Raw genomic sequence first — 17,039 nt, 5'->3', positions numbered from 1 at the left:
CACGACACTGGGCCTTGCCCGATCCAGTCCAGCCCGACCTTGCCCATCCATTTCCAGATGCGGTCCAGATAGCGGGCGTTTTCGCGGTAAAGCTGTGTCACCGCCAGGATGATCTCGACCGCCTCATCCTCGGAGGGGGTCGAGGCCAGGGCAACGGTTTCCTTGACCTCCATCCCCGCCGCGCCGCCGATCGAGATGTTGTAGCCGGATCGGCGTCATAGAGGCGACGATCACCGTATGGTCGTCGGGCGTCGTCACCTCGAACGTGCCGGTCCGGGTCGGGCCTCGAACTGCCTGCCGGGGCGATCGGGCAGCGCGCCATATTCGAAGGTGGCCTTCACGTCCTCGGCCGTGAAGGGCTTGCCGTCGTGGAACGTCACCCCCTCGCGCAGCTTGATCTGCAGCCGGTGGGCATCCAGTTCGGTGATCTCGGTCGCCAGTTCGTAGACGACCTCGTCGGGCTTTTCCGGGCGCATGGGCGCGCGGGTCAGATCTGCGCCGCGGGCACGGCGGTCGCGACGCCCGTTGCCGGCAGAGTTCAGGTGGCGCGGCTTGTGCCGGACGCCAGCACGTGTCCCGCCCCTTTGCGGCTCCTGGGCGGAAAGCGCGGGGGCGGTGGCCTGGGCGGTCAGCGCGACGGCGCCGGCCAGTCTGGAAACGACGCGGAAGGCGGGTGGCAGGCAGACAGGCAAATGAATCGGCACCGGCGAATTCCTTTGGCTTGGGGCTGAACCGCCGGCGAACCGACGGACAAAGCTGACGGCCGGCCCCAATTCCTCAGAAATCCTGCTTGGACGCGGGACGCCTAACAGGCGTCGGTCGACCATCGCCGCCATCGCCTGCCTCGCAAGTGGACTACAATGCTTCGCAAACCGCCGTCAGCTTGCGGCGCGACGAGGTCGCCCATTCCAGCCACGTCCGCCCGTTCCACGGATCGCCCGTCGCGTCGCGGTCATCGGTCTGCTTCCAGATCGAGACGGCGAACTGTACGAACATCGCAGCACGATGCCGGCGGCCCGATCAGCGCCCGCCAGTCGGCAGGCCAGAAGAACCAGATGGCTAGGCCCATGCGCGCGAAGAGGCCATCAGGTAGCGCCGCGATCAGGACCAGGTCCAGCAATAGCGGCTCCGGGTTTGGTTCCAGCGTGACAAACTCGGACCATCCCCGGCTGCGGCAGCGCGGCATGGCGGCTGCAGCACATACGGGAAGCGGTCATCCATGCGCGGACCAGTGATCACGCTGCCCGGGTTATGCGAGGGCGGAATCTGCGTGGCCGGTGTGAGGTGCGCAGAAGTTCTGCCCAGGTGCCTATAGCCGATAGCAGGCCGGCCGCGCTCGCGCACTTCGGACAGAACCCCTGGTCGGCCAGCGCGGAAGCGGCATGCGGGCAGTGTAGTCCTGCGGGTTGGAAATCGGCCAGATGTCGCGAAGAAGGATCGTCATGCGGGCCAGGCCTTCACGGCCAGCCGTTTGAACTCGCTCACGCCGAGTGAGCCGCGATCCCGCGCCTTGGAACCGGGGAGGCTGAGCCCGTTGCGCCTCGATGTGATCGATGGCGGCGGCATGGACGAGGGCGAGACCGCCAGCGCCTCGGCCGCGGCGGTGATCGACTGGTGCCGCTCGGCCGCCTCGATATAGCGAGGTGCCACGGTAGTGCATCCGTCCCAGGAAAATGGCGGAAATCCCGCGCCGGCATGAACGACATAGTTGATCGCGGTCGTTGATCGCGGTCGGATCGCTCGGCGACCAGATAGTCGCGGAGAAAATGCATGATCCCGACCGTTTTTCGAGCCCCGGCATCGGCAGGCCCATGGACCCGTCGCGAACCTCCTTGCAGGGGTAGTTCAGCAATGTCATTAGCGTTTCCGTCTGGCCGTAGGCCTCCAGGATCGGGATGCCGGTCCGTGGCGCGCAGCCCGCGGCGGCCATCGGTTGGCCGACCAGGTGCTGATGCCCGGTTTCGTCGAGGGCCATGCCCATTTGCTGGAGGGCTGGTCTGGCGCTTTACCTATCTGGGCCTTCGATCGCGAAGAGCCCGAGATGACCGGCTGTGGCAAGGACGAGCACGGCGCTGGTCGAGCGCTTGCCGAGCGCGCGCGGAATGGGCGACAGACCTGTCGTCGCTGGGGCTTCGACCGCTTTTCGTTCCGGGCGACCGGCTGTCGCGGCGGATCTGGACCGGGCATCGACCGCGCGGAACGGTGTGGTCTATTCGAACATGCATCGCGGACTCGCCAAGGTCTTCGGCGAGCTCATCACGCTTGTCGAGGTGGACAAGCGGATCCGCATCGATGCGTCGGGCAAGCGCACGGCGAGCTGCAAGGGCTTGGAAGTGACGCTCCCCTACTCCGGCGAGCGTTTTGGTGCCCGCCCGCGACATGGCGACGTCATCGGCACTATGAACATCGCGCGCTCAGCCTGCCGGGCGGGGGTTACAACGCTCGAACATCCTGCTGGCCGACCTGGGCGTCGAGGTGCTGGTCGACATGCTGTCGAACCCGGTGCAGGGGAACGCGACCATCTCGACGGTGCTGGGGCCGTTCTTCGCGCGGCGCTGCCCCCGGGCAGTGCCGCAAGGGCGAAGGCGTTGCTGAACGTATTCTCGTCCAGGCGCGGCAACTGGGAGGTCATGCTGCGCGGCCTGTTCACCAACAATTCCGTGCACAATCTGCTGGCGCCGGGCTATCCCGCGGAGACCGATCACCGGCATATGGTCAACATTCTCCCCCGAGCGCTGGCGCGATTGTGGCGAGCTGGACCGTCAGCCGAGCCGACGCATACCATGGCTACGCGACCGGCCGACTGCCTTGCCGCCATCGCGCGCTTTATCGGTGCGCCGCCACCGCCGGCCGATGTGCTGCCTTTTGCACCGGATGACCGACTCGCGCCCAAGAGCGCCGCATCGCTGCGCTGACAATGCGCGTGTTCCTGTTCGAGAACGAGCTGAAATCCGGCGATGGGCTGATCAAGGCCTCGGCCTCGCAGGACCCCTACACCATGGCGGGCCAGGCGCTGGAAATGGGCTATCAGGCGCTGGGCATCCGTGCCGACGCCCGATCACGCCAGCTGGCGCCGCTGGCACCGCTTGATCGCACCATCGCCTGCCGATGGCGGCCGCAGCTGGGCACTCGAACGCCATGGCGCGGACTGCGGGGGTGCAGCCCTCGACCATGACGCGGCTCGCCAAATTCCTGAAGCTGGACGGCTACGAGGACATCCGCAGCGATCATGCCCGCGCCATCCGCCTGCGCGCCGAGGGCTTCGCCGCCCAGGCTCGAGCGGCTGCGCGAGGCAGGGCCTGGCGCAAAGTCGCGGAGTATCCCCAATGAAACCCGGCGTCGACCATGGCCGAACAGCTGCCCGTCTTTCTGCTCACCGGCTTTCTGGGGGCGGGCAAGACCACGCTGCTGAACCGCCATCCTGGACCGCCATTCCGACACGCCCTGGTCATCAACGAGTTCGGTGGCTTCGCGGTCGATCAGCGTCTGGTCGCGGGCCGCTCGGCCGATACGATCCTGCCAGCACCGGCTGCATCTGCTGCACATGGGAGCGGGCTGCTCGACCTCGAGCGAGCGCTCGCCTGCAGGAACCGGGCGGCCGGCTGGCATTTCGGCCCGCGATCCTGCCACCGCGCTTTCGATCGCCTTGGCCGAGCGCATCGATGGCCAGGACGAAGCCGTTCCCGACACGGCGGGAAACCTCGAGCGGCTGGCCGACCCCCGGCTCGGGCCGTGGTCGCCAAGCCAGCCCGCTGGTGCCGATGCAATACGCATGGCACGTCGCCGACATCGTCGGACGCGCGACACTTCGACGCCTGGGCGCCATGCTGCGCGGCTGAACCCGCTAGCCAGCCCGCATGTGACGCCCGACAGCAGTTTCATGCGGGTCTTGGCAGCGCCTCCATGCGGCCGCGTTTTGCGGCCTTGGCCGCGGAACCCGATCTGGCGGCTGTTCGGAGCCGCACGATCGGCCTTGCCTCGTCGCCAGATCCAGCATTTCGTTGCAATCATCGATCGGCATCGGCGGTCTATCCACAGGCTCAGGGTTAAGGCGACTGCACGGCTTGGATGGCACTCATCTGCTGCAACTAGCCGGCGTGAGCTGGCGCTTGACCCGGCGGCTCCTGGCGGCGGCATGGTCGCCGACCAGCTTGTCGATGCGTGTCTTTGGCCCGGCACTGCCCATGTCGGTGTCCTTTGCTCGTTCCGGGGCGGCTGTTGTTACGCTCTGACCCGTCTTATTCGTGTTCGTATAAAATCGGATCGTGCTGTCGTTCTCTTCCGTGCCGACAATGGCCCGCAGTTCCTCGGAACGAAGGCCTGCGCGGGCAACCGCGGAGATGTTGTAATGCTGCGTGGTGTCCTGCGGGAAGGTGGCGTTGATCGCACCCAGCAAGGCTCGTTTGCGGGTTTGGCGTCTCGTTGACAAAGACGCCCCTGCCCTGCTGCGCGGTCACCAGACCGCCCGAACGCAGGCGATCTTGTAGCCGATGTTGCCCGAGGCGAGGTCTGGGAAGACGAAGACGTTGGGGCGTCCCGTCAGGGCGCTGTTTGGCGCCTTTTTGGAACGGATCGCGTCGTCGAGGGCGGCGTCGAACTGCATCTCGCCGTCGATTTCCAGCCCCGGCGCGGCGGCACGCACCAAGGCCAGCGCCTCGCGGATCTTGAGCAGGCTTGGGTGGTCGGCCGAGCCGGCGGTGGAAAAGGACAGCATTGCCACGCGCGGCTCCTCGGCCAGCAGGCGGCGGCAGCTGTCGGCGGCCGACAGCGCGATGGAGGCCAGCCCCTCGGCGTCCGGCTCGACCACCAGCCCGCAATCGGCAAAGATCATGCCGCCCCTGATCGGCGCCGCCGGGCCGCAGGACAGCATCAGAAAGAAGCTCGAGACGATGCCGGCGCCCGGCGCGCGGCCGATGATCTGGAGCGCCGCGCGCACCGTGTCGGCGGTGGTGGCGACGGCCCCGCCCAGCGTGCCGTCCGCCTGGCCCAGCCGGACGCGCATCGCCGCCTGGCGGATCGGGTCGCGCATCTCGGCCAGGGCGCGGTCGGCGGTCATGCCCCGGGCGGCGCGCATCCTGTGCCAGTGCTCGGCAAGCTCGGGCAGGTCGGGCGCCTCGGCCGGGGCAAGCGCCGTCACCCCCGCAACGGCCGGCCCGTCCATCAGCGTGATCCGGGCCAGGCCTTCGGCGGTCATGCGGGCGGCGGCCTCGGCCACGCGCGGATCGCCCCCTTCGGGCAGGATGATGTGGCGCGGCCGGGCGCGCACGGAGGCCAGGATACGATCGAGCGGTTTCATGGCTTACCCCAGCAGATGCAGGCCGGCGACCACCAAGACGCCGAGGAAGACGGTTTCGGCGACGATCAGCCCGATTGCGGCGCCGCCCACGTCCAGCATTTTGGCCAGCGAGGTCTTGATGCCGACGGCGGCGATCGCGATCAGCAGCGCCCAGCGGCTGAGAACGCCCGCCCAATCCGCGACCACGGCCGGGATCACGCCGAGCGAGTTCAGCGCCGCCAGCACCAGAAAGCCCAGGCAAAGCGCCAGAAGCGCCGGACCGCCCGTCAGGTCGAGCGGCCCCGTGCCGCTGGATGCCGGAAACGCCAGCACCACCGGCGCCAGCATCGATACTCGGATCAGCTTGACCAGCGTCGCCGTCTCGCCCGTCTCGGGGCCGATGGAAAAGCCCGCCCCGACCACCTGCGCCACGTCGTGGATGGTGCCGCCCAGAAACACGCCGCTGTCGCGCGGCGTGAACCCGAACAGGCCCGACAGCATCGGGTAAAGCACCATGGCCACCGTGGACAAGACCGTCACCGACAGCACGGTGAAGGCCAGGTCGCGTTCCGAGCGTTCATGGCGCGGCAACACCGCGGCGATGGCCATGGCGGCCGAGGCGCCGCAAATTGCCACCGACCCGCCGGTCAGCAGCGCAAAGCGCCAATCCCGGTTGACGAAGCGCGCCGCGATCAGGCCGAACAGAATGGTCAGCACGACCCCGGCGATGACCAGTGCGATCGCGGCGCCACCCAGCCCCGCCAGCATGTCGACGCTGATGCGCGCCCCAAGCAGCGCCACCCCCAGCCGAAGCACCGTCCGGGCGGTCAGCGCCACGCCCGGGGCAGTGCGGGTGCCTTCCTCGGCCAGGAAGTTCAGCGCCAGCCCCAGCAGCAGCGCCAGCAGCATGGCGGGGGCGCCGTAATGCTCGGACAGGAACTGCGCCGTGGCCGCCACCAGAACCGATACGGCAAAGCCCGGAAAGGCGTCCGATACCATCTGGCGGGCGGGAAGCAGGTCGGTGCTGGCCATGGGGATGTCCTTGTTGAATGCGGGATCGCGCCACCGGGCCTGACCGAGCCCGCCCACCGAGGGATCGATGCGGGCAGGCCGGACAGGCGGCGCCGGGCTGACGGGCGGGTGTTGGCCGGATCGATGCCGACGCCTGCCACACCGGCTATCGAATTCCGGCATGGGCTTCTGCGACATCCGGCATTTTTCCGATCCGTTCCCGCCCCCTAATCTGCCCCTACAGCTTCTTGGAGTGAGCCATGGGTCAGTCCTCGTGCGCCTCGTCATGATCGCCATGGACGGTTTCGACCCGGTGTGCCAGGGGGATCAGGAAGCCCAGTTCCTCGCGATGCGTGTCGTGATAGCGTCGGTATGCGCTTTTCCGCGCCCCACTGGTAGTTGCGGAAGATCACCATGGTGATCGCCGGCCAGTCCTTGCGGCCCACAGACACCATCTCGTTCATTGAGATGCCGAAGGCGCCGTCGCCGGCAAAGCCGATCACCGGCGTATCGGGATTGCCGATCTTGGCGCCGAGGATCGCCGGGAAGCCATAGCCGCAGGGACCGAACAGGCCCGGAGCCAGGTATTTGCGGCCGGCCTCGAAGCTGGGATAGGCGTTGCCGATGGCGCAGTTGTTGCCGATGTCGGAGCTGACGATGGCGTCCGCCGGCACCGCCTGCATGATCGCCCGCCAGGCCTGGCGCGGGCTCATCAGGTCGCTGTCCCGCTGACGCGCTTCCTCGTTCCAGACGGTGCCCGGATCGTCGTCCTCGTGATCCAGCGAGGACAGCTCCTGCGCCCAACGCGATTTTGTCTGCGCGATCACGTCGCGGCGCTGCTGGCGGCCCTCGTCGCCGGCGGTCTGACTCAGTTGGGAAAGGATCCCGCGCGCCACCTTGCCCGCGTCGCCCTGGATGCCCACGGTGACCTTCTTGGTCAGGCCGATGCGGTCGGCGTTGATGTCGACCTGGATGATCTTCGCTTCCTTGGGCCAATAGTCGATGCCATAGCCCGGCAGGGTCGAGAACGGGTTGAGCCGCGTCCCCAGCGCCAGGACCACGTCGGCCTGTCGGATCAGCTCCATCGCGGCCTTGCTGCCGTTGTAGCCCAAGGGCCCCACCGCCAGCGGGTGGCTGCCCGGGAAGCTGTCGTTGTGCTGGTAGTTCGAGGCCACCGGTGCATCCAGCCGCTCGGCCAGCTTGGCCAGATCCGGGATCGCACCCGACAGGACGACGCCGGCACCTGACAGAATCACCGGGAACTTGGCTTCCGATAGCAGCCGCGCGGCTTCGGTCACGGCTTCCTCGCCCCCGGCCGGGCGCTCGAAGGCCACGACCTGCGGCAGATCGACGTCGATGACCTGGGTCCACATGTCGCGCGGAATGTTCATCTGCGCCGGCGCCGAGTTGCGCCAGGCCTGCATGATGACGCGGTTCAGCACCTCGGGAATGCGTGAAGGATCGCGCACTTCTTCCTGATAACACACACAATCCGCGAACAGACGCATCTGCTCCATCTCCTGGAAGCCGCCCTGGCCGATGGTCTTGTTGGCGGCCTGGGGCGTCACCAGCAAAAGCGGGGTGTGGTTCCAGTAGGCGGTCTTCACCGGCGTCACAAAGCCGGTCACCCCGGGGCCGTTCTGCGCGATCATCATCGACATCTTGCCGGTCGAGCGCGTGAACCCGTCCGCCATCAGCCCGGCATTCGTCTCGTGCGCGGTATCCCAAAACGTGATCCCAGCCTTCGGAAACAGGTCCGAAACAGTGCTATGGCAGGACCGAGATCAGGGATGCGATCGCCTCACAGGCTCGCGAACTGTCCTAACACTTCGGCTCTTCATTGAGTCTTTGCTCGTACCGCGGCCTCGACTTCGCGGGTGATGCGGTTGGCCAGCGACAGTTCCCGTGTATAGGCATAAGCGCACCGGCCGACCTCCTGCCGCGCAGATACGGCCTACCTCGTCATCGTCTTCTTGGCTGCCGCTATCGGGCCACGGTCGGTCCGGCCTATCCAAAGCGCCGTGGCCGCGCCCATTCAGCAACCTGCGAGGCGGCAAAGGGGAGCCCAGCGCCCGGTCATGCAAGATCAACGGCCCGAGGGCGATTTCATCCCGCCGTTGATGCCGTTCATGCGCCGCTGGCTGTCCCCGAATATTGCGGCGCGGTATCCATTGGCGTAGCCCAGATCGGTGCCACGGTCAGTCGGCGCAGAAGCAGGCTGCACTAAGGCTGATCGCCTTCGTCACCAGATCCGTCGGAACATCGCCGGCAACATGCATCACGAACGCGCCGAGAAAGCCCAGGACAATGACGCTGATACGTGCCAGCGCCACGTTCCCCGTGCTGCGCAGGATGCCTTCGCTGAGCCAGCCGCCTGCTAGGGCACCCACCACCCCGGCCAGAAACACGCCGGCCGCAAAGATAGTCGGATGTGTCTTCTGGTCCAGTTCGTGCTGATGCAGGAGCACGTTGGAATCCTTCAGGCAACAGTTATAACGTTCCAGCCCTAGGACGAGGCTCTGCTATAAGGTGGGTCAATGGCAGGTATTTCGCTTGAGCAGTCGTCGGATTATCGACGATGGCAGGCTCTTGCGCTCGCACACGATCTTCGGTCGCGCAGATCCTCGACTTCCTCGGGGGGATGCCTTATGGCTCGCCCGCATCGTGCGAAACACCGAGGACCACAGCCCCACCCGCAGCCAGAACGGATCGCCCCCCCACCAATAGATCAGGGTCGACCCCCAGGGTGCAGATGATCAGCGCGAGGGGAAATGCACGGCCATGGCGTGCAGCGGATGGCCGAGCGCCGCGATGGCATGGGTGATGCCCTGTGCGAAGCCGCGCTTTTCAGCCGGCATCCAGTTTGACAGGGCACGGGTGGCGGTCGGGAACGCAGAGGGTCATCCTTGCGGAAAGCAACGCGGCAAGCAAGACCATGCAGCGGCCCGTCGAAATCGAGATCGGTCTCGACCTTGCGAAACCAGGGCAAGACCGAGTCCCAGTCCCAGCCGGTCGCCCCGCGCGCCGCCCAGGTCTCGTAATCCGAGGGACTGGCGAGAGCGAAGAACTGGCCGGCCCGAGCTCGAAATTCGACCAGCGCTCCAGCCTGCTGCTCTGCCCGCTGGCGCGCATCCACACCGTCATCAATCACCGACGAAGGCATGCGAACGACGCGGTCCGCATCCTCGGAGTCCCACCAGGACTGTACTGCTTCCACTGGATTATGCGGGTGGATGTGTTCGCGCACGGACCCGGTGGCCCGTCGCGCGGTTCACTGTAATGGGCCGCGGATACAGCCGGTCGCGTCGGGTCTTCTGGCGCTTTGCGCCGAGCCGTATTCGCGATATGCGGCCTCCGAATTCCTGCCGCCTGGGCGCTTTTCCGTCGGCTGGGGCTGGTTCGCCATGGATCTTGCCCGAGAGATACCAGGTGTCCGTCGTCTCCGCGAAGATGCCCACGCCGGCGACATGAATTTTCCCGACCGCTGCTCGCAGATCGATGCTCGCCCCGGCGGCTGAGCGCCATCCGGCGCGACCAAAGCGCGTGCAGCATGTCGTCGACCACCGCCATAGCGGGCTGATGCGGGCAAAGGCCGCGGAATCGAATGCCCGTCGGTATGGGGTAGAGCGCCTCGTCGATCTCGCGCGGGGCGCCGCGCTGAAGCCTTCCAGGATCCAGACGGCCAGCGGCACGGTGACAAAGTCATACCCGCCTCGTCCATGCGCCCCAGGTCGCCGGTGCGCAGCCAGCCGTCCTCGGTCGCGTGGCTGCGGTCGCGGCCGGGTCGCCCTGATAGCCCCGCATGACATTGGCGCCGCGCACGGCGACTCGCCCTCGGCTCCGGGCGGCAGCGGGCGCAGGTCGGGCGACAGGATCGCGACCTGGTATGCCTCACCGCCCGGCCGGGCGAGCCGATCTTGCGCTGCCCAGCGGCAGCAGGTTCGACATGATCTGCGCCGCAGTCTCGGTCGGCCCATGGTCTCGACGATGGGAATGCCGGCGGCGCTCGAATCCCGACCACCTCGGGCGCCAGCGCCGCCGAAGCCAGCGCCAAAGCGCAGCCGCGCCCGGCCTCGCCGCCGGCCGCCCTCGCATCCGATCAGATGATCCAGCAACGCCAGACGCGTGGCCCCGTGCCGTTCGCAACCGTATCAGAATGGCGGCCGAGATGCGCTCGCACACGACCCCGGCCGCTCGGGCGGCGGCGCCAGATGTCGGCAAAGACCGTTGATGTGCTCGACTGGCCATACGACATGGCGCGGTCGCCGGGTGCCGAGTGGAGCCAGAACCGTGGCCGAGCCGCGCCAAGCATAGAGGCCGCGCGCGGCATGCAGCACGCCCTTTGGCATCCCTGTCGAGCCGGAGGTGTAGTAGAGGACGGCCGGGTCATCCGCCATCACCTCGGCCGGGGCGATGTCGGCCGGGGCATTGGCCAGAGCGGTATCCCAGTCTCATCACCGGTGCGGCGGGATGGGCGGTCAGGCGTTCTCGAGCAAGTCGCGCTGGCGGGGATCCAGCCGCGTGCCCGAGCACCGGCATGCGAAAGCGCGTAGCCGACGGCCTCGGCCCCGGCGACCACAAGACTCTCCGGTAAACCCGGGGCGGTTCACCGCCGCCCTGACCCTTTTTCTCGCATTGAACCTGTCAGTGCCGTCGCAGCTGCCATGGCTGGTGCTAGACGATCCTGATGCCCGCCGATGCGGGCGGCCTCATCGCGCATTCGCGCCAGGCCATTTCGCCGTCGCCGGGGAAAATTCGGCTCCGGTTCGACAGGGTCAGGTCAGTCACGGTCCGTCCTCCACGCCGCCTCGCCGGGGCATCGTCCGTCTTGTGCGCGATATCGCGGGTCAGCCGCAAAGATCTCGTCCGCGCCGGCTCGCGCGGCGAAATCGGGCGCACAACGCTGGTGACGCTGCAGGTAATGCCCGCCCAGCCTCAGCGTGGCCAGTCCCAGCATGGAACAGCCGCCCCGCCACCGCAGCCCACGACAGGCCGAAAAGGGATCGAGGCCATGATCCCCGCCACCGGGATGAAGATATAGCCGATGGCATGCAGCCCGGCACTGAACTCGCGCCCCAGCGGGCTGTCGCTGTCGACGCGAATGAGCCCGACCGAATGGACCGACGCCCTGATGCATCAGGATGCGCAGCCCGACTCGGCCGCATGCGTCGAGATCGCGGGAGCGTAAAGCGCGGCATGGGGCGAGCATTTCGCTCAACAGCGGATGCGTCGGGGCCGCGCTCGTCCAGGCGCTGCGCCAGGGAGAGTTGCGCGCAGGCCAGTTCCTGTCGATGCCCCAGCTTGTCGATATCCTTCATCTGCCTCTGGCGGCGGTGCGCGAGGCGGCGCGCCATGCCAGCAGTTCGGGCGACGATCCCCAGCGCCGGCGGCGCAGCACTGGTCGCCCTCGGCCGCCAGGCCGCCAGGAAGGCGGCTTGATCCGGATCGGCCACGATCAGCGCGTTTCCGCGCGCAGGTGGTGGCGAGCGAAGGCTTTGGAGGCGGCGATCTTGCCGGCGGCCGCCGTCGGGTCGGCGGCTTCGTCCACGATCACCGCGTCATTCCCGGGGCCGACGCCGATGGCGCGACGCCGCACTGAAGGCGCGGCGCACGTTGTCCTGGCTGCCGGCACCGCCACCAGGCCTCGGCTCTCCAGCAGGCGCTTGGCGATCTGCGCCGCCTCGGTCAGGTGCTCACGGACGGCGTGTTCGGCGGCATCAGGATTGCGCGCCAGGATAGCCTCTGCAATGCACTGCATCCGTGCCTGACCCGAGACACGGCGAACGCAACGATCTTGCAGCGTTCGGGGTTGATGAAGAGGCCGGCGGCCACGACATCAAACCGGTGCGATTCAAGTCCGGGGATAAGCGCGCCGAATTCCGTCACCACGGTTTCGATCTCGGTGATGCCAAGCTGCGCGGTCGCGGACAGGTGCCATGCGTGGACGTCGGTGGATTGTCCCTTCACCTCTCCTTCGGCGTCAATGAAGCCCCAGGGAGACGATTGCCAAGCCCCGTGCTGTGGACGGCTATCTCGGGCGATCCGCTGCGTGCGTGGATGCTGGCGGGCGCCATCTGGTCGGCGGCGACGGGCCTGGGTCTGTCCTATGCGGTGCCCCCCGCCTCGTTCGAGCAGTCGGGCCAGAAGATCCGCGACCCCGGCCGCGTCCTGGCCGAGGCATATCGTCGAGATGGTCGGACCTGTCACGACGCGGCTTGCGCATGTGCTGCTGCCCGCCACCGGCTGGGGGCGAATAGGATCTGCGGCACGGTGACAAACTCGGAACGCGCGCATCTCGCAGTGAAAGCCATGAGCCGTAGTTCTTCCTGTAGCCGTGATCGTTGACTTAAGTCGCTGAATCTACTCTTGCAAGTGTTTTCTTCAGTTCTCATGATTGACTATGATTTCTTGGCTGTTATGTTGTGTATGATTTTGCTAGATATCGTTTTAACGTGGGGATTTGGGACGTGTGGAGTTTGGGGGTTTGATTGGCCAACTTGATGGGGTGATGATCGGTTCCTGACCTGGCTACACCGCCGACCGCGTACAGGTCGACCCGGCGTACAGCTGCAACCGGGTTTCCGCATGCAGTCGCGCCAGCATGCACTGGAAATCGAATCCCCGATCATGGCGGCGCACTCCGCCGAGGACTGGGACAAGCTGGTGCAGGCGTTCAACGACACCGTCAGCGCCGGCTTCAGGCTGCTGGCGAGCAGATTCTTTCGCATCAGTCTCTCCCCCAGCCCCGCTGGAGCATCGCGTGAAGCTCCTGGCTGTGGACGGATTGGATCCGCCCGGCACCTTCCGGCTGATCGACGAGCAGCGCGTGCCGCTGCTGGCGATCTGGAACTACCTGGCGAACTCGCCGCTGCCCTGCATCGGCGTCGACAATCGCGAGGCGGGGCGGCTGGCTGGCCGAGCATGGTGGCGCTGGGGACGCCGCAGGGCGGCACCGGGCTTGCCGGCACGATCAACACCGCGCAGCTGGAGCAAGCCCGTTTTCAATCTGCGGCATTCTTGGGACGAAAGGAACCGCCATGGCAGAGACCGAACTCGAACGCGCCGAGAAGCGCTATGCCCAGGCCAAGGCCCGCCTGCAGGCGCTGAAGAACCGCGAAGCGGCCAAGGAGCGCACAAGCAGCGCAATGCGTGATCGCGCAAGGTGATCCTCGGCGGCGCGCTGATCGAGCTCGCCGCCAGCGTCGGCAACCGGCCGCCATGCTCGCCGGCTTGCCGCGCAGTTCGAGCCGGCGCTGACGACTGGCGCATTCCTGCGCAGGAAGTAGCAGCCAACGGCCGGTAGAATAGATTCTCTGCGAGCTCAGCGCATCCGATCCAAGCTGCTGAATCCGAGCAGGACGAGCTGACTTGATCATGCGCAGCAGTACGGCAATTGCGGTCGAGTTGTCAGACTGCTCACGTGGTTTGAAAAGAAGAGGTGACGCGTTGTGTCCGATGCCTGCGACCGTGCGGGGTGGCTGGGTTCCGAGGATCTCGGCCTGATAGGCGCCAAGATCACGCGATAAAGCTTCTGGCCGATCAGCACCTCGGGCAAGGCGAAGGGCAGGACCACGGCAGCGGTGAACAGGATCGCCAGCAGCGGCAGCGAACGGACGGAACGGACGGCGTCGATGAACAGGCCCGTCACCTTGGCCACGACGGGTCGACGCTCGCATCAGCGCCAGGCCGATCGCCATCGGAAAGCAGAGGATAAAAATATTGCGTTTCGGCGAGGACGTAACGGCGCGCCTTGTGGGCAAAGGCCTCGGCCGTGCTGTTAAGGTGGGATGGGAGGCAAAAAGGCCGCGACGCGCGCTTCCCGAGGTCGCTGCGGTCGTGACGACCGCGCAGGACGCCAGCGGATCGTCCTATGGCAGCGCGCACCGCTTCGTCTGTCGACAGGCTCGAAACGGCGCAGGCTCGAATCTGGTCTCGCCGTTTGTTGCGACTAGGTCGTCAAGGCCGAGGTCGATCTGGGCGTCGATCAGGTCCGCGCCTGCCGATGGATCTGCCGCGCGTCTGGAACGCGAAATCCACGACCTGCTGTTCGCAGACGAAAGCGCGTCTGGCGAAGCGCCTTCTTGACCTCGCGTTCACCCGCGTGCGTGGCTTGCCAGCCGTCGAACCTGACCGCGCGCACGATCTCGTCGATATCGTCCACGACCCGCTTGACCATCACAGGCGTGTCGCCGTTCCGTGCTTCCTCGAACAGCTCGGGCCTCGGTCACACGCCGCCTAGTCCGCAGGTACAGCTTGTCCCAGCTCCGCTTCCAGGCTGGCAATCATCGCGCTGGTCGCTGGCTGCGTGCGGTGCGAGTCCGGAATGTCTTCGAAGAAGAGCTGTCCGATTTTCTCCGCAAGATGATATGTTGCTTGCTGTTCATCGTCAGCGGATCGCCCCTCATATGAGATAAATCTTTTGCGGTTGTTTTGATATCCGTCTTCCGGAATGTTCGCCGTATCTTGCGGGTAATAAGACGGCGCAGTGGTAAACCGGCGGCCCTGCTGAACCAGGCCATTGCCATCGCGAACGCACTGCCCGGGGTGGATGCCGAGGACGCCCGGCCGGCGATCGCTGACCGGGCGGAGGGCTGGAACGGGCTGTCGCGGAGGCAGCCATGAACCGGCGTTTGTCGACTCGATGCGGGCCGGTCTGATCGGCCGCCGGATCCTGATCCTGACCCGAGGCCCGGCCCGCGTGCACGAGGATTACATCGTGCCCCTGGACAGCCGCGTGTCGTGGCGGGGTCCTCCGCGTTTTCCGCGTCGGGGTTGACCCGCAGATCATCGCGCATTTCGCCCGCAGGCTATGATCATTACCGACGGCCTTGCCGTTGATCCGGCTGGTCTATATCCTGGCACCGCTGACCTATCTGTTCTTCGGGGTCGAGATCGTCGTCACCACCTTCCAGGAGGCGATGTCCTATGTGCTGAGCTACATGGCCGTGGTGATGCTGGTGCAAAGCGCCATTTTCTCGCGCTATCGCTGGCCGCTGATCTCCGAGATCTACGAGATGCCTGCGGACTGATCCGGGTCTATGCGGATCCACCGGGCCGCGCGGCTGCCCTGCCGACGAACAGTCCGTTGGATTGCGACGGGCGGGTGGCAGAAACGTCGTCGGATGGTTCAGTGAACTGCGTTGCATGGGCAGTTGCTGTGCTGTCGGACTGCACCCGTTCTGCATTCGGGCTGCCGATCATGCTGCCCGCGACCTTCCAGGTCGAACCGGCCGCGGGCTTTCATCCTGCTGGCGGTCTACTTCGGCGCGATGTTCGGCGGCTCGACGACCTCGATCCTGATCAACACGCCCGGTGCGGCGGCGACCTTCGTGACGTCGGTCGACGGGCACGCGCTGGCGCGGGCGGCCAGGCGGGCAAGGCGCTGTGCCAGGCGCCGTAAGCCTCGGTGACCGGCAGGTTCTTGCGACATCTGCTGCTGATCACCGTGGCTGCGCCGATTCGCTGGGATCCCCGAGGCGAGGTCCGCATCCGAAGAAGCGTTGGCTGCTGGTCTTTGCCTTCACGGTGGTCGGTTCGATCCGGGGAATCGGTGCCTTGGGGGCTTGCGTCCTGCAGCCGATGGCCTGCGCGTAATCCAGCGCCCGGTCGAAACCGGCCCGGAATTCGGATTCGCGCCCCTTCAGGCAGGCAAGGCCCTTCTCGCCCGCACCTCCCATGCCCGAGGTGATCTGGGTGAACGCCAGCCCCAGATCGTCGAGACGACTGGCCCAGCATCTCGCCCAATCCCGCCGACAACCGGCTCAGCTTTCGCGAATACCGTTCGGTTTTCGGGACGATCCTGAAGTCGACGGGTATCGGCACCGTGGTCGGCGCCCTGCCGGGCTTGGGGTCGAGCGCGGCTGCTTCCTGGCCTATGGCGAGGTCAAACGGGCGTCTGACGTGGCAAGACATCGACCGGCGGCTCGTTGCACGAGATCGCGGCGGCGGAATCCGCGAACAACGTGTCTGCGGGTCAAGCATGATCCCGATGCGACGTTCCGATGGTCGCAAGGGCAGGTGAGGCGCGCCGACGCCATATTGGTAAAGGAAGGACAGGACCGCATTGGCGGATTTGAACAGGCGCATGTCCGATTGCCTGCTGGACCGCACGCTGACCAATGGCACTTCTTGCTGGTAATCAGGCGACCGCATGAGGATGACCCACTGGCCCGACCAGTAGGAGTTCTTCACCTCGATGTCCTTGCTTCTGGCGATGATCGCGAAGTTCCTGCCCTATGGCGTGCTGGTCGCTCCGGGATCATGCAGGTTCACCCCGAGCTTGAGCAGAGCGCCCGCATGTCCGGTGCCTCGCCCCTGCGCGCGGTCGGCTTAGCCTGTCGAGCTTCGAGACGAGGAGTTCAGCGCCGGGCGTGGCACGGACCAGGGCGAGAGCGGCGGCCAGTTGGGGGCGGTCATCGTCCTTGCCGGTCTGGACGTCTTGGTGCTCGGCAATGATCTCGTAGGGTTCCTCTGAGAAGCGCTCTAGGAAGATCGCAATGTCGCGCTTCTGGCCTTCCAAGCCGAGGCCGCTTTTGCCGACAGGAGCCTCGAGATATGCGATCGCTTGTCGTCCTGCCGAACCTGCAGCGTCGCATCGGCCTTCTGCGACAGCCGCCGCCACAGGCCCGCGTCGCGCACCAGCCGCAGCCGGCGGCGATGGCGCGGGGCCGGGCGGGATCGACCGCCAGCCCGTGGCCGATGCGGTCGAGGATGGCTTGCGGGCCGCCGTTGCGGGTGGCGACGAGCCGGCCGC

General features: G+C 66.5%; 20 protein-coding genes and 4 pseudogenes. 9 read left to right on the top strand and 15 right to left on the bottom strand.

Annotated features, from left to right (window positions below; genetic code table 11):
• Nucleotides 1-20: 20 nt before the first annotated feature.
• The 4 genes and pseudogenes from DPM13_RS12800 to DPM13_RS20955 all read right to left on the bottom strand — a co-directional run.
• Nucleotides 21-209, bottom strand: a pseudogene (locus DPM13_RS12800) (hypothetical protein); the annotation flags it as partial.
• 45 nt (nucleotides 210-254) lie between these two features.
• Nucleotides 255-704, bottom strand: coding sequence for an ABC transporter substrate-binding protein (locus tag DPM13_RS23405; RefSeq protein ID WP_223252001.1), 450 nt, complete (start codon nucleotides 702-704; stop codon nucleotides 255-257).
• Between the two features lie 248 nt (nucleotides 705-952).
• Nucleotides 953-1,120, bottom strand: a complete 168-nt coding sequence (locus tag DPM13_RS20960) for a hypothetical protein (protein ID WP_189654668.1) — start codon at nucleotides 1,118-1,120, stop codon at nucleotides 953-955.
• A 320-nt stretch (nucleotides 1,121-1,440) separates the two neighbouring features.
• Nucleotides 1,441-1,650, bottom strand: a complete 210-nt coding sequence (locus DPM13_RS20955; protein ID WP_189654667.1) for a hypothetical protein — start codon at nucleotides 1,648-1,650, stop codon at nucleotides 1,441-1,443.
• Nucleotides 1,651-2,204: 554 nt separating this feature from the next.
• Between DPM13_RS20955 and DPM13_RS26095 the strand changes: the two genes are divergently transcribed.
• From DPM13_RS26095 to DPM13_RS23390, 5 genes and pseudogenes are all read left to right on the top strand, one after another.
• A complete protein-coding gene (locus DPM13_RS26095; RefSeq protein ID WP_317616308.1) occupies nucleotides 2,205-2,915 on the top strand; it encodes a hypothetical protein in 711 nt (236 codons plus the stop codon).
• Nucleotides 2,916-2,923: 8 nt separating this feature from the next.
• On the top strand, nucleotides 2,924-3,175 hold the full coding sequence (locus DPM13_RS12775) for a hypothetical protein (RefSeq protein WP_189654942.1): 252 nt from the start codon (nucleotides 2,924-2,926) through the stop codon (nucleotides 3,173-3,175).
• Nucleotides 3,172-3,330: a hypothetical protein gene (locus DPM13_RS12770; RefSeq protein ID WP_223252000.1), complete on the top strand. Its 159-nt coding sequence runs from the start codon at nucleotides 3,172-3,174 to the stop codon at nucleotides 3,328-3,330. Before DPM13_RS12775 ends, DPM13_RS12770 begins: the two co-directional genes overlap by 4 nt.
• A 15-nt stretch (nucleotides 3,331-3,345) precedes the next feature.
• Nucleotides 3,346-3,447: pseudogene (locus tag DPM13_RS25165) on the top strand (GTP-binding protein); the annotation flags it as partial.
• Nucleotides 3,448-3,662: 215 nt separating this feature from the next.
• A complete protein-coding gene (locus DPM13_RS23390) occupies nucleotides 3,663-3,839 on the top strand; it encodes a hypothetical protein (protein ID WP_223252657.1) in 177 nt (58 codons plus the stop codon).
• A 236-nt stretch (nucleotides 3,840-4,075) separates the two neighbouring features.
• Here DPM13_RS23390 and DPM13_RS12760 read toward each other — a convergent pair whose 3' ends face one another.
• From DPM13_RS12760 to DPM13_RS27115, 8 genes and pseudogenes are all read right to left on the bottom strand, one after another.
• Nucleotides 4,076-4,396, bottom strand: a complete 321-nt coding sequence (locus DPM13_RS12760) for a hypothetical protein (protein ID WP_112888157.1) — start codon at nucleotides 4,394-4,396, stop codon at nucleotides 4,076-4,078.
• 57 nt (nucleotides 4,397-4,453) lie between these two features.
• Complete coding sequence (locus DPM13_RS12755) at nucleotides 4,454-5,296, bottom strand: phosphate acetyltransferase (RefSeq protein ID WP_112888156.1); 843 nt, start codon at nucleotides 5,294-5,296, stop codon at nucleotides 4,454-4,456.
• 3 nt (nucleotides 5,297-5,299) lie between these two features.
• Nucleotides 5,300-6,307, bottom strand: coding sequence for a YeiH family protein (locus DPM13_RS12750; protein WP_112888769.1), 1,008 nt, complete (start codon nucleotides 6,305-6,307; stop codon nucleotides 5,300-5,302).
• A 341-nt stretch (nucleotides 6,308-6,648) separates the two neighbouring features.
• Nucleotides 6,649-8,049: pseudogene (gene xsc / locus DPM13_RS12740) on the bottom strand (sulfoacetaldehyde acetyltransferase); the annotation flags it as partial.
• A gap of 435 nt (nucleotides 8,050-8,484) precedes the next feature.
• Nucleotides 8,485-8,754, bottom strand: coding sequence for a hypothetical protein (locus DPM13_RS12735; protein ID WP_112888155.1), 270 nt, complete (start codon nucleotides 8,752-8,754; stop codon nucleotides 8,485-8,487).
• A gap of 1,683 nt (nucleotides 8,755-10,437) precedes the next feature.
• Nucleotides 10,438-10,683 carry an AMP-binding protein gene (locus tag DPM13_RS12725; RefSeq protein ID WP_189654666.1) on the bottom strand — a complete coding sequence of 82 codons (246 nt, stop codon included), beginning with the start codon at nucleotides 10,681-10,683 and terminating at the stop codon, nucleotides 10,438-10,440.
• A 1,058-nt stretch (nucleotides 10,684-11,741) separates the two neighbouring features.
• Nucleotides 11,742-12,044 (bottom strand): hypothetical protein, encoded by a 303-nt coding sequence (locus DPM13_RS20950; RefSeq protein ID WP_189654941.1) that lies wholly within the window; start codon nucleotides 12,042-12,044, stop codon nucleotides 11,742-11,744.
• A complete protein-coding gene (locus DPM13_RS27115; protein WP_112888151.1) occupies nucleotides 11,972-12,580 on the bottom strand; it encodes a transporter substrate-binding domain-containing protein in 609 nt (202 codons plus the stop codon). The genes DPM13_RS20950 and DPM13_RS27115 overlap by 73 nt, the downstream gene beginning before the upstream one ends.
• A gap of 291 nt (nucleotides 12,581-12,871) precedes the next feature.
• Between DPM13_RS27115 and DPM13_RS27110 the strand changes: the two are divergent.
• Both DPM13_RS27110 and DPM13_RS25155 read left to right on the top strand, forming a co-directional pair.
• A pseudogene (locus DPM13_RS27110) lies at nucleotides 12,872-12,916 on the top strand (hypothetical protein); the annotation flags it as partial.
• 407 nt (nucleotides 12,917-13,323) lie between these two features.
• On the top strand, nucleotides 13,324-13,452 hold the full coding sequence (locus tag DPM13_RS25155; protein ID WP_262983375.1) for a hypothetical protein: 129 nt from the start codon (nucleotides 13,324-13,326) through the stop codon (nucleotides 13,450-13,452).
• 206 nt (nucleotides 13,453-13,658) lie between these two features.
• Here the strand turns inward: DPM13_RS25155 and DPM13_RS12695 are convergent, their stop codons facing one another.
• Nucleotides 13,659-13,943: a hypothetical protein gene (locus DPM13_RS12695; RefSeq protein WP_112888150.1), complete on the bottom strand. Its 285-nt coding sequence runs from the start codon at nucleotides 13,941-13,943 to the stop codon at nucleotides 13,659-13,661.
• A 327-nt stretch (nucleotides 13,944-14,270) separates the two neighbouring features.
• Entirely contained in the window at nucleotides 14,271-14,465 is a 195-nt protein-coding gene (locus DPM13_RS20945; protein WP_112888149.1) for a hypothetical protein, read from the bottom strand.
• 655 nt (nucleotides 14,466-15,120) lie between these two features.
• Here DPM13_RS20945 and DPM13_RS12685 point away from each other — a divergent pair.
• Together DPM13_RS12685 and DPM13_RS25150 are read left to right on the top strand one after the other, a co-directional pair.
• Nucleotides 15,121-15,315: a hypothetical protein gene (locus tag DPM13_RS12685; protein ID WP_112888148.1), complete on the top strand. Its 195-nt coding sequence runs from the start codon at nucleotides 15,121-15,123 to the stop codon at nucleotides 15,313-15,315.
• Nucleotides 15,316-15,555: 240 nt separating this feature from the next.
• On the top strand, nucleotides 15,556-15,696 hold the full coding sequence (locus DPM13_RS25150) for a tripartite tricarboxylate transporter permease (RefSeq protein WP_112888147.1): 141 nt from the start codon (nucleotides 15,556-15,558) through the stop codon (nucleotides 15,694-15,696).
• Nucleotides 15,697-16,544: 848 nt separating this feature from the next.
• Here DPM13_RS25150 and DPM13_RS27105 read toward each other — a convergent pair.
• Nucleotides 16,545-16,907 carry a recombinase family protein gene (locus DPM13_RS27105; protein WP_397244451.1) on the bottom strand — a complete coding sequence of 121 codons (363 nt, stop codon included), beginning with the start codon at nucleotides 16,905-16,907 and terminating at the stop codon, nucleotides 16,545-16,547.
• Nucleotides 16,908-17,039: the final 132 nt, after the last annotated feature.

Origin of the sequence: Paracoccus mutanolyticus (assembly GCF_003285265.1) — a bacterium.
Lineage (GTDB): Bacteria > Pseudomonadota > Alphaproteobacteria > Rhodobacterales > Rhodobacteraceae > Paracoccus > Paracoccus yeei.
The sequence above is the reverse complement of the archived record's forward strand: the minus strand, read 5'-3'. Positions and strand labels throughout refer to the sequence as shown.

Excerpts from the sequence above, each read along its gene's own strand:
- DPM13_RS12725 (WP_189654666.1), bottom strand. The coding sequence starts at position 10,683 with ATGGCGGATGACCCGGCCGTCCTCTACTACACCTCCGGCTCGACAGGG.
- DPM13_RS20950 (WP_189654941.1), bottom strand. The coding sequence starts at position 12,044 with ATGCAGTGCATTGCAGAGGCTATCCTGGCGCGCAATCCTGATGCCGCC.
- DPM13_RS27115 (WP_112888151.1), bottom strand. The coding sequence starts at position 12,580 with ATGCGCGCGTTCCGAGTTTGTCACCGTGCCGCAGATCCTATTCGCCCC.
- DPM13_RS23390 (WP_223252657.1), top strand. The coding sequence starts at position 3,663 with ATGGCCAGGACGAAGCCGTTCCCGACACGGCGGGAAACCTCGAGCGGC.
- DPM13_RS12770 (WP_223252000.1), top strand. The coding sequence starts at position 3,172 with ATGACGCGGCTCGCCAAATTCCTGAAGCTGGACGGCTACGAGGACATC.
- DPM13_RS25155 (WP_262983375.1), top strand. The coding sequence starts at position 13,324 with ATGGCAGAGACCGAACTCGAACGCGCCGAGAAGCGCTATGCCCAGGCC.
- DPM13_RS25150 (WP_112888147.1), top strand. The coding sequence starts at position 15,556 with ATGTTCGGCGGCTCGACGACCTCGATCCTGATCAACACGCCCGGTGCG.
- DPM13_RS12750 (WP_112888769.1), bottom strand. The coding sequence starts at position 6,307 with ATGGCCAGCACCGACCTGCTTCCCGCCCGCCAGATGGTATCGGACGCC.
- DPM13_RS12755 (WP_112888156.1), bottom strand. The coding sequence starts at position 5,296 with ATGAAACCGCTCGATCGTATCCTGGCCTCCGTGCGCGCCCGGCCGCGC.